Below are 14,632 nucleotides of genomic sequence, written 5' to 3'. Positions count from 1 at the left end.
TTAAAGCAAACGCATTCCGTACAGAGGAGACACCGCGCATGAACGCACCTGAATTCGCCCACGCCAGCACGTCGAGCGGCAAAGCACGCAGCACCGAAGACTGGCAACGCAGCGACGCCGCCCATCACCTGCACGCTTTCGTCGATCAAAAGGCGCTCAACGCCGAAGGTCCGCGCGTGATGGTGCGCGGCGAAGGCGTGTATCTGTGGGACAACGACGGCAAGCGCTATATCGACGGCATGTCGGGCCTCTGGTGCACCAACGTCGGTTATGGCCGCGCCGAACTCGTCGAGGCCGCCGCGCGCCAGATGAGCACGCTGTCTTACTACAACATGTTCTTTCACACCACGCATCCGGCCGTGATCGAATTGTCGGAGCGGCTGTTTGCGTTGCTGGGCGATCGCTTCAGTCACGTGGTGTATACAAATTCGGGATCCGAATCAAATGAAGTGCTGATTCGCACGGTGCGCCGCTTCTGGGACGTAATGGGCCAGCCGAACAAGAAGATCATGATCGGCCGCGTGAACGGCTATCACGGTTCGACGGTCGGCAGCGCGTCGCTCGGCGGCATGGCGTTCATGCACGAAATGGGCGATCTGCCGATTCCGAACATCACGCACGTGGACGAGCCGTACTGGTACGCGAACGGCGGCGACCTTACGCCCGAGGCGTTCGGCTTGCAGGCCGCGCAATCGCTCGAACGCAAGATTCTCGAACTGGGCGCGGAAAACGTGGCGGCGTTCGTCGCCGAGCCGTTCCAGGGCGCGGGCGGCATGATCTTCCCGCCCGAAGGCTACTGGCCGGAAATCGAGCGCATCTGCCGAAAATACGACGTGCTGCTTTGCGCGGACGAAGTGATCGGCGGATTCGGCCGCACGGGTGAATGGTTCGCGCATCGCCATTTCGGCTTCGAGCCGGATCTCGTGTCGATCGCCAAGGGACTGACGTCGGGTTATGTGCCGATGGGCGGTCTGGTCATGAGCCGCCGCATCGGCGAGGCGCTGGTGGAGCGCGGCGGCGTCTACGCGCATGGGCTCACGTATTCGGGCCATCCGGTGGCCGCGGCCGTGGCGCTCGCGAATCTCGACGTGCTCGAACGCGAGCAACTGGTCGCGCGCACGAAGGAAGACACCGGCCCGTATTTGCAGCGCGCGCTACGCGAGGCGTTCGCGGATCATCCGTTGATCGGCGAGATTCAAGGCGTGGGCGCGGTGGGGGCGATTCAGTTCGCGAAGGATAAGAGCACGCGTGAACGCTACGCCAACGAGGCCGATCTCACGTGGCACAGCCGCACCGAAGGATTCGAGCGCGGGGCGATCGTGCGTTCGACCAATGGCCGTTTGATCGTTGCGCCGCCGCTCGTGATCGACCATGCGCAGATCGACGCGTTGATCGGCACGATGCGCGATGCCGTGGAGGCGACGTGGCGGCATATTCAACGCGCTGGCTGAAGCGCGCGCTCTACGCTGCGCGCCGCGCGCCTATTCACGGCGCGCGGCGTGTCGACCCATTTACTTCGTCCACGCGCGCGAGACTTCGTCGTAGCAGAACGCGGTGAAGTCGCGAATCAGTTGCCGCGGATGCGAACGCGTCGAACGCGCGACGCCCAGCACCGTCGGCTTCACTTTCTCCTTGATGGCGCGCGCGACGAAGCGGCCGCCGTCCACCGTCTGCGAATTGCGCAGCGGAAAATTGTGAATGCTGTAGCCGAGTCCGTTGGCGACCATACCGCGCACGACTTCCGGCTGCGAAGAACTGAACGCCGCCACCGGACGATTGCCATAGCGATCGAACAGCGACGCGAAATATTCCTTGCTGTGCGCGAGATCGAGCATCACGTAAGGCTCATCGAGCAGGTCCTTGAGGCTCACCTGTTCGCTGGCGGCGAGGCGATGCTTCGCGGGCAGCAGCACATAAGGCGGAAATTCGACGATGGGCGTGAAGTCGATCGTGTCGTCGATATCGATATCGTAAGTGAGCGCCACGTCGAGCGTGCCGTCGCGCAGGCCCACGAACAGCGTTTCCTGATCGCCTTCGCGCGTCTGGAATTCCACACCCGTACGCGCATTCAGAAAGCGGCTCATGAGCCACGGCATCAGCGGCGGCGCGACCGACGTCAGGCAGCCGAGCGAGATTGTTCCTGCGATGCCGGTATCGGAATGGCGCGCGGCGATCTGCAATTCCTCCGCGCTTTTCAGCAGGTCGCGCGCGCGCCCGAGCAGATCGCGGCCCGCCTGTGTCAGCGAAAGTCCGTGTGCGTGATGGCGGATGAACAGCTGAAGCCCGAACGCGTTCTCCAGCTCCGACAAGGCCGACGAAATCGACGGCTGTGAAACGTGCAGACGCTTGGCCGCCGCCGTAAACGACAGCGCTTCCGCCGTGGCGACGAAGTATCTCAACTGGCGCAGCGAATAGTGAAGAGGCGTGTTTTCCATGGCCAACCGAAGGGTCAGAGGCAAGAGTCGAATGCGACCGGGCGGGGAGCGCAAGCGCCTGCGCGAGCAACGATGAACAGCGGCGAGGCGCGTCGCTTGCATAGTCTAAGCCTTTTCAATACATAGACAAACAATGTTTTTCGAATGAATTTTGGCTCGATAGATTTTAGGCTCGACGCGCTGGCGGCCCATTTTGGCGCGCCGCGCGAGCATGAAAGCATTGAATCTACAGGAGTCCGTTCATGACCTTTTCGATTGCAGGCCGTTGCGCGCGTACCGGTGCCGTAGGCGGCATCGTGACGAGTTCGAGCATCGCCGTGCCGAGCCGCTGCCTCTGGGCGAGCCGCGACGGCGTGGTGCTGAGCCAGAACGTGACCGATCCGCGCCTGGGCCAGATCGGTCTGGGCGAACTCGCGCAAGGCTATGGCGCGCAGGCGGTGCTCGAACGCATCGCGGGCGCGCGTCCGTATACGGAGTGGCGTCAGCTGGCGGTGCTCGACGCGGCGGGTTTCTCCGCGTGGCGCACGGGTGAGCGCGGGCTCGGGCTGCATGCGGGTGCGAGCGGCACCGATTGCGTGGCGGTCGGCAATCTGCTCGCAAACGACAGCGTGCCCGCCGCGATGATCGAAGCGTTCGCGGAGCACGCCGCGCGCGCGTTGCCGGACCGCCTGTTGCGCGCGCTCGAAGCGGGACTCGCGGCGGGCGGCGAAGCCGGGCCGGTGCATTCGGCGGGGCTGTGCGTGTTCGACGGCGCGAGCTGGCCCGTGGCCGACTTGCGGGTGGACTGGAGCGATCAGCCGATTGCCGATCTGCGCGCGCTGTGGGAGCGCTACGAACCGCAAATGAAGGACTACGTGCTGCGCGCGACCGATCCCACGCGCGCGCCGTCGTACGGCGTGCCCGGCGACGAATAAGGCGGCGCGCCGCCATCGAGGCAAGACGAATCGCATTCACCCGAATCGACGCGAATTTATCCGAAACCACGCGAACCCAGGAGCCCACCTTGAGTGCCACCGACGCGAACCACGCGCAGCAACCCGATTACTCGCAATGGCGCGATCTGGCCGCGCGCGTGACGCCGCGCGCCCAGGCGTTCATCGACGGCCGCTTCGTGCCCGCGCGCAGCGGCAAGACGTTCACGGCGACCAATCCGGCGACGGAAGCCGCGATCGCTGAGGTCGCCGCCTGCGATGCGCAAGACGTCGACCTCGCCGTGCGTGCCGCGCGCGCCGCCTTCGAAGCCGGGACGTGGTCGCGCTGCGCGCCCGGCGAGCGCAAGAAAGTGCTGCAGCGTCTCGGCGCACTGATCGCCGCGCATCGCGAGGAATTCGCGCTGCTCGATTCGCTGAACATGGGCAAGCGCGTCGCCGACGCGTGGCAGTTCGACGTGCCCGCATCGGCGGAATTGTTCGCGTGGTACGGCGAGGCGATCGACAAGCTCTACGGCGAAGTCGCGCCCACGGGACCGGGCAATCTCTCGTTCGTGACGCGCGAAGCGCTGGGCGTGGTGGGCGCGGTCGTGCCGTGGAATTTCCCGCTCGACATGGTCGCGTGGAAAGTCGCGCCTGCGCTCGCGGCGGGCAACAGCGTCGTGCTCAAACCGGCCGAGCAGTCGCCGCTTTCGGCGCTGCGTCTCGCGGAACTCGCGCGCGAAGCGGGCGTGCCCGACGGCGTGTTCAACGTGGTGCCGGGTTATGGCGAAACGGCGGGCGCGGCGCTCGGCCTGCACGCCGACGTGGACGTGCTCGCGTTCACCGGATCGACGGCGATCGGCAAGCGCTTCATGGAATACGCCGCGCGCTCGAACATGAAGCAGGTGTGGCTCGAATGCGGCGGCAAGAGTCCGAACCTCGTGTTCGACGATGCCGACGATCTCGATCTGGCCGCGCAAAAAGCCTGCTTCGGCATCTTCTTCAACCAGGGCGAAGTGTGCTCGGCGAACTCGCGTCTGCTCGTGCAGCGTTCGATTTACGACACCTTCGTCGAAAAGCTCGCCGAACACGCGCGCGGCTGGTATCCGGGCGATCCGCTCGATCCCGCGAGCGGCATGGGCGCGATGGTCGATGCCACGCAGCACGCGCGCGTGATGGCGTTTATCGAACGCAGCCGCCGCAGCGCGTCGCTCGTCAGCGGCGGTCAAGCGGCGCGCGTGAACGGCAAAGGCTGGTTCATCGAGCCGACGATTTTCGCGGGCGTGCGTCCCGATGCGGAACTCGCGCGCGACGAAGTATTCGGCCCCGTGCTGGCGGTGATGCCGTTCGACACCGAAGACGAAGCCGTTCGCATCGCCAACGATTCGATCTATGGACTCGCGGCTTCGGTCTGGAGCGGCAGCCTCAAGCGCGCGCATCGCGTGGCAGCGAATCTGCGTGCGGGCACGGTCTCGGTGAACACGGTGGACGCGCTGAGTATGCAGACGCCGTTCGGCGGCTTTCGCCAATCGGGCTTTGGCCGCGATCTGTCGCTGCACGCGCTCGACAAATTCACGGGTCTGAAAACGACCTGGATTCAATACTGAGCGCCTTGAATCAGCGTTCCACAGTGTGCTTCAGAAGCACGGGGATACGAATATGCCGACTGCAACACAAGTGCTCGATTTCGATTATGTGATTGTCGGGGCGGGTTCGGCGGGCTGTGTGATGGCGAACCGCCTGAGCGCGGATCCGGCTGTGCGCGTCTGTCTCGTCGAAGGCGGCGGCGATGATCGCTCGGCGCGCATTCAGGTGCCGGCCGGCACGATCACGCTCTACAAAAGCCCTAAATACAGCTACAACTTCGAGTCGGCGCCGCAGACGCGCCTGAACGGCCGGCGGCTGCATTGTCCGCGCGGCAAGATGCTGGGCGGCTCCAGTTCGATGAACAGCATGATCTATATTCGCGGCATGCCCGCGGATTACGATCGCTGGGCCGAACTGGGCTGCGAGGGCTGGTCGTACGCGGACGTGCTGCCGTTCTTCCGCCGCTCCGAGCGCAATCTGCTCGGTCACGACACGCGCGTGCACGGCGAATCGGGCGAGTTGTGCGTGGATCAGCCGCGCGACCCGAATCCGCTTTCGCATCGTTTCATCGACGCGGCGAAACGCATCGGTCTGCCGCACAACACCGACTTCAATAGCGGCGACGCCTTCGGCGCGGGCATTTACGACGTCACGCAGAAAGACGCGCATCGGCTTTCGAGTTATCGCGCATTCGTGCATCCGGTGTTGTCGCGGCCGAATCTCACCTTGTTTACGGACACGCGCGCACTGTCGCTCGATATCGCGGATCAAACGGCGCGCGGTGTGTTTGTCGAGCGCGAAGGTCAGGTCGTGCTGTTGCGCGCGCATCGCGAGGTGGTGCTCAGTGCGGGCGCGATCGGCTCGCCGCATCTGCTGATGGTGTCCGGTATCGGCGACGAAGCCCAATTGCGCGCGGCGGGGATCGCGCTGCGTCATCACTTGCCAGGCGTCGGGCGCAATTTGCAGGATCATCTGGACGGTCTCGTCACGGTCCGTTCTTCGAGCGCGCAAACGCTGGGCTTTTCGCTGCGTTCCTTGCCGAGCGTGCTCGGTGCACCCGGCGCGTACTGGCTGAAAAAGAAAGGCTGGCTGACGACGAACTACGTGGAAGCGGGCGGATTCGCGCGCACGCGTTACGCGGGCGACGGCGACCCCGACGTGCAGTTTCATTTCGTGCCCGGCTATCGCAGCCATCGCGGCCGTCTGTTCGAATTCGGTCACGGTTATGCGATTCACACCTGCGTGCTGCGGCCCAAAAGTATCGGCCGCATTCTGCTCACCGACGACGGCCAGCGCGCGCCGCTCATCGACTACAACTTCCTCGAACGCGAAGAAGATGCACGCGTGCTGATCGAAGGCATCAAGCTCGCGCGCGCGATTCTCGCCGGGCCGGAATTCGAAGCGATTCGCGGCAAGGAAATGCTGCCAGGCGCGCAGGTGCAATCGGACGACGCGCTGTTCGATTACGTGCGCGACTACGCGGCGACCGTGTTCCATCCGTCCGGCACCTGCAAGATGGGCGTGGACGACGCCAGCGTGGTGGACCCGCGTTTGCGCGTGCGCGGCCTACGCGGATTGCGCGTGGCCGACGCTTCGATCATGCCTTTGCTCGTAAGCGGAAACACCAACGCGCCCTCAATCATGATCGGCGAAAAAGCGGCGCAGATGATGCTCGAAGACGCCGCGCAAACGCATTCGAATCGCGCAACGAAGCACGAAACGAATCGCGCAACACTGGCAGCCTGAAAGCGTAGCGACGGCCGTGCTTCCTTGCCGCTCATTGCATAAGAAAAAGCTATGCAATGAATATGAAAACGATGTTTCGCAAATAATTCGAGCGAAGGTAAATTCGATTTCAGGCGATGCGCTAGCGCCTTTTCGCATCGATTTTCGCCGACCCCATTCAGTCATCACGCACACGCAAGCAGAGGCAACCATGAGCCACAAACGCATCCGCAAATTCAACACTCGCGAAACCTATCCCGAGCAGAAACTCGATAACGATCTGTGCCAGGCCGTGGTCGCCAACGACACGGTGTACGTGCGCGGCCAGATCGGTCAGGACCTCGACACGCGCGAATCGGTCGGTATCGGCGACGTGACGGCGCAGGCCGAAAAGGCGATGTCGAACATCGCGATGCTGCTGGAAGAATCGGGTAGCCGTCTTGAAGACATCTGCAAGATCACGATTTTCCTCGTGGACGTGCGCTATCGCGAAGCGGTCTATAACGTGGTCGGCAAATGGCTCAAGGGCGTGTTTCCGGTTTCGACGGGCCTCGTGGTGTCCGCGCTCGCGCGTCCCGAATGGCTGGTGGAAATCGACGTGATCGCCGTGATTCCGCGCGATCGCCAGCAATAAGACGGGGCATCTGCCTCAGCCACAAGCCGCCATGCGCGGCGCGCAACAACGCATGCGCCGCGCCGCTTCACAAGGAGACGCCATGTCCCACACACGACTCGATTCGACACTGTCGCTGCTGCAAACGCTGGTCGAATTCGACACGCGCAGCGCGCGCTCGAATCTGGAATTGATCACGTTCGTGCGCGAGTATCTCGCGGGCTTCGGCGTCGAGGCTTCGTTGAATTACAACGCGAGCGGCGACAAGGCGAATCTCTACGCGACGATTGGGCCGCGCGATCGTGCGGGACTGTGTCTGTCCGGTCACACGGACGTCGTGCCGGCAGACGGCCAACCGTGGACCGTGCCGCCGTTCGCGCTCACGCGCGAAAACGCTCGCGTGCTCGGCCGCGGCACCGCCGACATGAAGGGATTTCTCGCCTGTGTGCTCGCGAGCGTGCCGTACTTCGTCGAACATTGCCGCACGCTGCCGATCCATCTCGCGTTCAGCTACGACGAGGAAGTGGGGTGCCGAGGCGTGCGCGGCTTGCTCGACGAACTGGCGCGCGCGCCGTTCAAACCGCTCGCGTGCATCATCGGCGAGCCGACCAGTATGCAGGTGGCGATCGCGCATAAGGGCAAGCGCGCGTATCGCTGCTGTTTCAAGGGCCTCGCGGGCCATTCGGCGCTCACACATCTCGGCGTGAACGCGGTGGATTTCGCGGCGGAACTCGCGGTGCATCTGCGCCGCGCGAGCCGCGCGCTGCGCGAATCGGGCCAGCACGATGCGCGTTTCGAGCCGCCTTATACGACCGTGCACACGGGCAAACTCAATGGCGGCATTGCACTGAATGTGATTCCCGATCGCGCGGAACTCGAATTCGAAGTGCGCAATCTGCCGGGCGATTCGATCGATGCCATCGTGCAGGCGGCGCGCCGTTTCGCCGAAGACGAACTCGAAGGCGAGATGCAGGCAACGCACGCGGACACCGGCATCGAATGGCAGGAACTCGTCGATTACCCGGCGCTCGCTGCCGATCCCGACGCGAACTGGCTGCGCGAAATGGCCTGTGAACTCACGGGCGACGAAACGCTGCGCACGCTGTCGTTCGGCACCGAAGGCGGTCTGTTTCAGCGCATCGGCATTCCGACCGTGGTATGCGGGCCGGGTTCGATCGAGCAAGGTCACAAGGCCGATGAATACGTGGAAATCGCGCAGCTCGAACGCTGCCTCGGCTTCCTCGAAAGGCTAGCGATGAATTTGCCCACGCGCGTGCCCGGTTACGCGAACGCATAACGCGATAAACGCCGCACGCAAAACACACACGCTTTTTCACAACAGACGGACGCCGCGAATCGCGAGCGCCCACGCACGATACGCGCGCACGCGCGCGGGATGGGAGAGTTGTCATGTCAGCAGAGCGCGGGACCGTCCCGCTTATCGAAAAGCACACGATCGGCTATGTGCCGCCCGAGGACCGCCACGGCAAGGTGCGCGATCTGTTCACGCTGTGGTTCGGCGGCAATATCGCGCCGCTGCCCATCGTCACGGGCGCGTTGGGCGTGCAGATCTATCACCTCAATCTGTTCTGGGGCATCGTCGCCATCGTGATCGGCCAGGCGGTGGGCGGCGTGCTGATGGCGCTGCATTCCGCGCAAGGTCCGCAGATGGGCATTCCGCAAATGATTCAGAGCCGCGCCCAGTTCGGTTCGTGGGGCGCGTTGCTCGTGACCGTGATCGCGGGCGTCATGTACGTGGGCTTCTTCGCCTCGAACATCGTGCTCGCGGGCAAGTCGCTGCACGGTATCGCGCCGACCGTGCCGGTGCCGGTCGGCATCGTGATCGGCGCGGTGGGCTCGGGTTGTATCGGCATCATCGGATATCGCTTCATACACGTGCTCAATCGCATCGGCACGTGGGTGCTCGGCATCGGCATCGTGGTGGGTTTCTGGATGATCCTCTCGCACGTGCAGAGCGCAGACTTTCTCACGCGCGGCGGCTTCAATCTCGCGGGCTGGCTCGCGACGGTGTCGCTTTCGGCGTTGTGGCAAATCGCGTTCGCGCCGTACGTTTCCGACTATTCGCGCTATCTGCCCGAGGACGTGGGCGTGGCGTCGACCTTCTGGGCCACGTATCTGGGTTGCGCGCTCGGTTCGACGCTCGCATTCGTGTTCGGCGCGGTCGCGGCGCTCGCCGTGCCGCCGGGCGTGGACACGATGGACGCCGTGAAGCAGGCCACCGGCGTGCTCGGCCCCGTGATGCTCGTGCTGTTCCTGCTGAGCGTGATCAGTCACAACGCGCTCAATCTCTACGGCGCGGTGCTCTCGGTGATCACCTCGCTGCAAACCTTCGCGTATCGCTGGATTCCCACCTCGAAAGCGCGCGCCGTGCTCTCCGTCGTGATTCTCGTGGCGTGCTGCTTCGCGGCGATTGGCGCGTCGAGCGATTTCGTCGGTCACTTCGTCGACCTGGTGCTCGCGCTGCTCGTGGTGCTGGTGCCGTGGACGGCCATCAACCTGATCGACTTCTATGTGATTCACGCGGGCCGTTACGACATCGATTCGATCTTTCGCGTGGATGGCGGCATTTACGGCCGCTTCAATCCGCAGGCGCTGATTGCGTACGCGGTGGGCATTGCGGTGCAGATTCCGTTCATGAATACGCCGATGTACGCGGGCCCGGTGGCGGCGCATATCGACGGTGCGGATCTGTCCTGGCTCGTCGGCCTCGTGGTGACGTCGCCGCTCTATTACTGGCTGGCTTCGCGCGACAGCGCGTACCGGCGTCGCCAGCACGCAGGCGTGCCGGTGTGAATGCAAACTTTTCGCAGAAGGAAACCGCAATGACTCTCGAAACGACAACCATCGATACGCTCGTAGTAGGCGCGGGCCAGGCCGGCGTGGCCATGAGCGAACATCTCGGCAAGCTCGGCGTGCCGCATCTCGTGCTGGAGCGCGACCGCATTGCCGAACGCTGGCGCACAGGCCGCTGGGACTCGCTGGTCGCGAACGGTCCCGTCTGGCACGACCGTTTTCCGGGCATGGCCTTCGACGATCTCGATCCCGATGCCTTCGCTTCGAAAGAACGCGTCGCCGACTATTTCGTCGATTACGCGAAGCAGATTAACGCGCCCATTCGCACCGGCGTGGAAGTGAAGAGCGTCGAGCGCAAAAGCGGCGAGGCGGGTTTCGTCATCGAAACGAGCGAAGGCACGATCGAAGCGCGCCGCGTGGTGGTGGCGACGGGACCGTTTCAGCGTCCGGTGATTCCGCCGATCGCGCCGCAAACAGAAGGGCTCCATCAAATCCATTCCGCCGATTACAAGAACCCGCAGCAGCTTCCCGCAGGCGCGGTGCTGGTGGTGGGCGCGGGCTCGTCGGGCGTGCAGATTGCCGACGAACTACAGCGCTCGGGCCGCCAGGTGTATCTCTCGGTGGGCGCGCACGATCGTCCGCCGCGTGCGTACCGGAATCGCGATTTCTGCTGGTGGCTGGGCGTGCTGGGCGAGTGGGACGCGGAGGTCGCGCGCCCCGGCCGCGAACACGTGACGATCGCGGTGAGCGGCGCGCGCGGCGGCCAGACGGTGGACTTCCGTCTGCTCGCGCAACAGGGCGTGACGCTGGTCGGTCTGACGAAGGCCTTCGATAACGGCGTGGCGACGTTCCAGGCGGATCTCGTGGAAAACATCGCGCGCGGCGACGAAAACTATCTCTCGCTGCTCGATGCCGCCGATGCGTATATCGAACGCAACGGGCTCGATCTGCCGGAAGAGCCGGAAGCGCGCCGCGTGTATCCGGACCCGGTGTGCATGACGCAACCGATTCTCGAACTCGATCTTGCGCAGGCAGGCGTCACGTCGATTATCTGGGCAACGGGCTATGCGGTCGATTACAACTGGCTGCACGTGAATGCGTTCGACGAGAAAGGCAAGCCGAAGCATCAGCGCGGCGTGTCGAGCGAGCCGGGCATTTATTTCCTGGGTTTGCCGTGGCTGTCGCGACGTGGATCGAGTTTTATCTGGGGCGTGTGGCACGACGCGAAACACGTCGCGGATCACATCGTCACGCAGCGCAAGTATCTGGCGTATCAGGACGCCACGCAGCGTGAAGCGCAGGTTCTGCGCGATGAAGCGACGCAACGTGAAGCGACGCAACGCGAAGCGCGCGCGCTCAGCGGCGTGGGCGTGAATTGATGAAGTGATTTGTCAATGCGCCGGTGTTCGCACTCAATTGATAACGCGAACACCGGCGCGTTGTATCGCGCATTCAATGCCCGCGCTGTAATTGACCCCAGCTGACCAGAATCGCCTGAATGCTGCGCGCGTAGGCATCGCGTTCGTGCGGCGATTCCGAGTGATAGGCGCCAATCGCGCGCCACGTATTGCCGTACCGCACCATCTTCTGTTTGAGCAGCCACGCGGCCACGAAGATATTCACGCACGGATCGATGAGCGCGCGATGCGGAATGCCCTGACGCGCCAGTTCCGAAAAATGTATGGAATTGATCTGCAATTGGCCGACGTCGATCGAGCCATTGGTGTTGTGATTGATGGCGGCGGCGTCGCCTTTCGATTCGCGCCATGCAACGGCGCGCAGCACCAGCGGATTGACGCCTTGATAGGCGCCGGCCTTTTCGAAACATTCATCGGCGGTTTCGGCCGCGCGCGCGACGCCCGGATTGCCGAGCGCGGTGCACAGCGCGAATGCGCACGCCAGCACGCATCGCACGCGACTGGCCAATGAAGCGGGTGGCGTCTGCATTGTATGTTCTCCGCTGACGCGCTTAATGCGCAAGGGCGACATCGAGTTGCCGCTCGACATCCTTCAAATACGCGCGCGACGCATCCGAGACCACCAGACGCGGCGCGGGCATCGTGCAATGACAATCGCGCACGCGCGATGCTTTCTTCTTGCGCGCGCTGTGCGTCGGCGTAGGCGATTCGTCGTCGTCATTGCTCGAAGGCGGCAGCATCGCGAGTGACGGCAACGGCGGATAAACGGCGGACGGCGAGGCCGAAGGCGCAGCCGATGCGAGCACGGTGGCGCCAGCCGATTCGGCACACGCCTCGGAGGCGAAGTGCGCGCAGAGCGCGAGCATGGCCGCCGCGAAAATCGTCGTACGCATGCGTTCAGCTCCCCGTCTTCGGCGGCTCGATCGCCACGCTGTACGTCTGGTTCGCGCCCGCGGTGAGATTCTCCAGCAGCGGTTTTTGCGCCTGGCGTGCAGGCACGCCCTTCCAGATCGCCTCGTTGATATAGCGGAGATCCTGACCGAGCGCGGTCACGCGAATCACCGTGGGTTGCTTCTGCGCGGCGGCGAGTGCGCCCGCCTTTGCGAGCACGGCGCTCAATTGCGGATCGCGCGCGCCGAGTGCATCGGCGGGAATGTCGAAGCGCAGGACCGAAGCCGATGCCGGTGCGTTGCCGCTTTGAGCGGTATTGCCCTGGGGCAGTTGTGCGCAGCCAGTCACGGCAAGTACGGCGAGAAGGAAAGCGAAGCGCAACACGTCCAGCTCCAAAGTTTCGTGGCTATGTGCGCGTTGTCGGCCAATGGCGGATCGACTTGAGAGTCTGGCGGCAAACGTTTGCCAAAAAGAAAGAGTTTGCTCGCGAAAGGCGGCTTGCCGGAATGCGGCTGCGATGTCGCGCGCGTTCGCGCACGGAATTGCTTCGTCGATTTCGCGCGATTACATCTGAAGAATAAGGTAAATCGCGCGATTCGTATGATGGATGCGTTTAAATGAAAATGCCCGCGCGCCGTGTTCCGGCGCGCGGGCATTCGCGTCATGGCATCAGATTAATTCACATCATGCATAGTGAACGACGGTGCGGATCGACTTGCCTTCGTGCATCAGATCGAAAGCCTCGTTGATGCCCGCGAGATCCTTCGTATGCGTGACAAACGGCGCGAGCTGGATCTTGCCTGCCATCGCGTCCTGCACCATGCCAGGCAGTTCCGAGCGGCCCTTCACGCCGCCGAACGCGGTGCCGAGCCAGCGGCGGCCCGTGACGAGCTGGAACGGACGCGTGGAGATTTCCTGACCCGCGCCCGCCACGCCGATGACCACCGACTGACCCCAGCCGCGATGCGCGCATTCGAGCGCCGCGCGCATGACGTTGACGTTGCCGATGCACTCGAAGCTGTGGTCCACGCCCCAGCCCGTCATCTCGACGATCACTTGCTGGATGGGCTTTTCATGATCCTTGGGATTCACGCAGTCGGTCGCGCCGAACGCCTTCGCGAGCTCGAACTTGCCCGGATTCGTGTCGATGGCGATGATGCGGCCTGCCTTCGCGAGCTTCGCGCCTTGAATGACCGCGAGGCCGATGCCGCCGAGACCGAACACGGCGACCGTATCGCCTTCCTGCACCTTGGCCGTGTTCTTCACCGCGCCGAGGCCGGTGGTCACGCCGCAACCGAGCAGGCAGACCTGTTCCGGATTGGCTTGCGGATCGATCTTCGCGAGCGAGACTTCGGCCACGACCGTGTATTCGCTGAACGTCGAGCAGCCCATGTAGTGATAGACCGGCTGGCCGTTGTAGCTGAAGCGCGTGGTGCCGTCGGGCATCACGCCCTTGCCTTGGGTGGCGCGCACGGCCACGCACAGATTGGTCTTGCCGCTCTTGCAGAACAGACATTCGCCGCATTCGGCCGTGTAAAGCGGAATGACGTGATCGCCGGGCTTCACGCTCGTCACGCCTTCGCCCACTTCCACGACGATGCCCGCGCCTTCATGGCCCAGCACGGCGGGGAACAGGCCTTCCGGATCGTCGCCGGACAACGTGAAGGCGTCGGTGTGGCACACGCCCGTGTGGGTGATCTTCACCAGCACTTCGCCCTTGCGAGGCGGTTCGACGTCGATCTCGACGATTTCCAGGGGCTTGCCCGGGCCGAATGCAACAGCAGCGCGTGATTTCATAGCAATCTCGGTATCGGTTAGGAAAGGAGTCGATCAGTCGACCTTGGGGCCGCGCGGGCGGCCGGATGTTGAAACGGATTGAACGCGCGCTCATGCGCGTGTTTAGCGTACGGGTTTAGCGCGGTTGTTCAACGTAAATACGAACGCACGAGAGAAACCACCTCTTCGATGGGTTTGTCGGGCGTGCCGTTCGCTGCCGCGAGATGGGAAAACTCCTCGCGCAGATGACTCTCCAGTACCCCGGCCATCAGCCCGTTGATCGCGCCGCGCACCGCCGCGATCTGCTGCAGGACCGGACCGCAATCCGCGCCTTCCTCGAGGGCGCGCTCGAGCGCGTCGATCTGCCCGCGCACGCGGCGTACGCGGGCGAGAACGCGCTTCTTCTCTTCGGGGCTATGGGGCATAACGAGTCCAGGTGGGATACTGCACGGGAGTATCCTA

At 63.7% G+C, this 14,632-nt stretch carries 14 protein-coding genes; 8 read left to right on the top strand and 6 right to left on the bottom strand.

Features of this window, described 5'->3' with window-relative positions; genetic code table 11:
- Window positions 1-38 precede the first annotated feature (38 nt).
- Window positions 39-1,451: an aspartate aminotransferase family protein gene (locus tag BMY06_RS31210; protein ID WP_065058633.1), complete on the top strand. Its 1,413-nt coding sequence runs from the start codon at window positions 39-41 to the stop codon at window positions 1,449-1,451.
- Window positions 1,452-1,511: 60 nt separating this feature from the next.
- On the opposite strand, the gene BMY06_RS31205 is transcribed toward BMY06_RS31210, so the two are convergent.
- Window positions 1,512-2,435 carry a LysR family transcriptional regulator gene (locus tag BMY06_RS31205; RefSeq protein ID WP_074986959.1) on the bottom strand — a complete coding sequence of 308 codons (924 nt, stop codon included), beginning with the start codon at window positions 2,433-2,435 and terminating at the stop codon, window positions 1,512-1,514.
- Between the two features lie 242 nt (window positions 2,436-2,677).
- Here BMY06_RS31205 and BMY06_RS31200 point away from each other — a divergent pair, with 242 nt between their 5' ends.
- From BMY06_RS31200 to BMY06_RS31170, 7 genes are all read left to right on the top strand, one after another.
- The gene (locus BMY06_RS31200) at window positions 2,678-3,349 is read left to right on the top strand and encodes a DUF1028 domain-containing protein (RefSeq protein ID WP_065058636.1); all 672 of its coding nucleotides are present in this window, start codon (window positions 2,678-2,680) and stop codon (window positions 3,347-3,349) included.
- An 89-nt stretch (window positions 3,350-3,438) separates the two neighbouring features.
- Entirely contained in the window at window positions 3,439-4,953 is a 1,515-nt protein-coding gene (locus tag BMY06_RS31195) for an aldehyde dehydrogenase (RefSeq protein ID WP_080180887.1), read from the top strand.
- 52 nt (window positions 4,954-5,005) lie between these two features.
- Window positions 5,006-6,679, top strand: coding sequence for a GMC family oxidoreductase (locus BMY06_RS31190; protein ID WP_074986958.1), 1,674 nt, complete (start codon window positions 5,006-5,008; stop codon window positions 6,677-6,679).
- Between the two features lie 190 nt (window positions 6,680-6,869).
- Window positions 6,870-7,292 (top strand): RidA family protein, encoded by a 423-nt coding sequence (locus tag BMY06_RS31185; RefSeq protein WP_065058639.1) that lies wholly within the window; start codon window positions 6,870-6,872, stop codon window positions 7,290-7,292.
- 82 nt (window positions 7,293-7,374) lie between these two features.
- Window positions 7,375-8,568, top strand: a complete 1,194-nt coding sequence (gene argE / locus BMY06_RS31180) for an acetylornithine deacetylase (RefSeq protein ID WP_074986957.1) — start codon at window positions 7,375-7,377, stop codon at window positions 8,566-8,568.
- Window positions 8,569-8,681: 113 nt separating this feature from the next.
- Window positions 8,682-10,085, top strand: a complete 1,404-nt coding sequence (locus tag BMY06_RS31175; RefSeq protein WP_074986956.1) for a purine-cytosine permease family protein — start codon at window positions 8,682-8,684, stop codon at window positions 10,083-10,085.
- Window positions 10,086-10,114: 29 nt separating this feature from the next.
- Entirely contained in the window at window positions 10,115-11,464 is a 1,350-nt protein-coding gene (locus BMY06_RS31170; protein WP_065058644.1) for a flavin-containing monooxygenase, read from the top strand.
- A gap of 73 nt (window positions 11,465-11,537) precedes the next feature.
- Here BMY06_RS31170 and BMY06_RS31165 read toward each other — a convergent pair whose 3' ends face one another.
- The 5 genes from BMY06_RS31165 to frmR all read right to left on the bottom strand — a co-directional run bounded on the left by BMY06_RS31165 (window position 11,538) and on the right by frmR (window position 14,595).
- Window positions 11,538-12,032, bottom strand: coding sequence for a lytic transglycosylase domain-containing protein (locus BMY06_RS31165; protein ID WP_080180886.1), 495 nt, complete (start codon window positions 12,030-12,032; stop codon window positions 11,538-11,540).
- Window positions 12,033-12,054: 22 nt separating this feature from the next.
- The gene (locus tag BMY06_RS31160; protein ID WP_074986955.1) at window positions 12,055-12,396 is read right to left on the bottom strand and encodes a hypothetical protein; all 342 of its coding nucleotides are present in this window, start codon (window positions 12,394-12,396) and stop codon (window positions 12,055-12,057) included.
- A gap of 4 nt (window positions 12,397-12,400) precedes the next feature.
- Window positions 12,401-12,778, bottom strand: a complete 378-nt coding sequence (locus tag BMY06_RS31155; RefSeq protein ID WP_074986974.1) for a hypothetical protein — start codon at window positions 12,776-12,778, stop codon at window positions 12,401-12,403.
- Between the two features lie 300 nt (window positions 12,779-13,078).
- Window positions 13,079-14,191, bottom strand: coding sequence for an S-(hydroxymethyl)glutathione dehydrogenase/class III alcohol dehydrogenase (locus BMY06_RS31150; RefSeq protein ID WP_074986954.1), 1,113 nt, complete (start codon window positions 14,189-14,191; stop codon window positions 13,079-13,081).
- A gap of 128 nt (window positions 14,192-14,319) precedes the next feature.
- Window positions 14,320-14,595 (bottom strand): formaldehyde-responsive transcriptional repressor FrmR, encoded by a 276-nt coding sequence (gene frmR / locus BMY06_RS31145; protein WP_065058649.1) that lies wholly within the window; start codon window positions 14,593-14,595, stop codon window positions 14,320-14,322.
- Between the last annotated feature and the right edge of the window lie 37 nt (window positions 14,596-14,632).

This window comes from Paraburkholderia tropica (assembly GCF_900109265.1).
Lineage (GTDB): Bacteria > Pseudomonadota > Gammaproteobacteria > Burkholderiales > Burkholderiaceae > Paraburkholderia > Paraburkholderia tropica.
The sequence above is the reverse complement of the archived record's forward strand: the minus strand, read 5'-3'. Positions and strand labels throughout refer to the sequence as shown.

Coding starts and splice junctions, on each gene's coding strand:
- argE (WP_074986957.1), top strand. CDS start 7,375: ATGTCCCACACACGACTCGATTCGACACTGTCGCTGCTGCAAACGCTG.
- BMY06_RS31150 (WP_074986954.1), bottom strand. CDS start 14,191: ATGAAATCACGCGCTGCTGTTGCATTCGGCCCGGGCAAGCCCCTGGAA.
- BMY06_RS31185 (WP_065058639.1), top strand. CDS start 6,870: ATGAGCCACAAACGCATCCGCAAATTCAACACTCGCGAAACCTATCCC.
- BMY06_RS31160 (WP_074986955.1), bottom strand. CDS start 12,396: ATGCGTACGACGATTTTCGCGGCGGCCATGCTCGCGCTCTGCGCGCAC.
- BMY06_RS31170 (WP_065058644.1), top strand. CDS start 10,115: ATGACTCTCGAAACGACAACCATCGATACGCTCGTAGTAGGCGCGGGC.
- BMY06_RS31200 (WP_065058636.1), top strand. CDS start 2,678: ATGACCTTTTCGATTGCAGGCCGTTGCGCGCGTACCGGTGCCGTAGGC.
- BMY06_RS31205 (WP_074986959.1), bottom strand. CDS start 2,435: ATGGAAAACACGCCTCTTCACTATTCGCTGCGCCAGTTGAGATACTTC.
- BMY06_RS31190 (WP_074986958.1), top strand. CDS start 5,006: ATGCCGACTGCAACACAAGTGCTCGATTTCGATTATGTGATTGTCGGG.
- frmR (WP_065058649.1), bottom strand. CDS start 14,595: ATGCCCCATAGCCCCGAAGAGAAGAAGCGCGTTCTCGCCCGCGTACGC.
- BMY06_RS31175 (WP_074986956.1), top strand. CDS start 8,682: ATGTCAGCAGAGCGCGGGACCGTCCCGCTTATCGAAAAGCACACGATC.
- BMY06_RS31165 (WP_080180886.1), bottom strand. CDS start 12,032: ATGCAGACGCCACCCGCTTCATTGGCCAGTCGCGTGCGATGCGTGCTG.
- BMY06_RS31210 (WP_065058633.1), top strand. CDS start 39: ATGAACGCACCTGAATTCGCCCACGCCAGCACGTCGAGCGGCAAAGCA.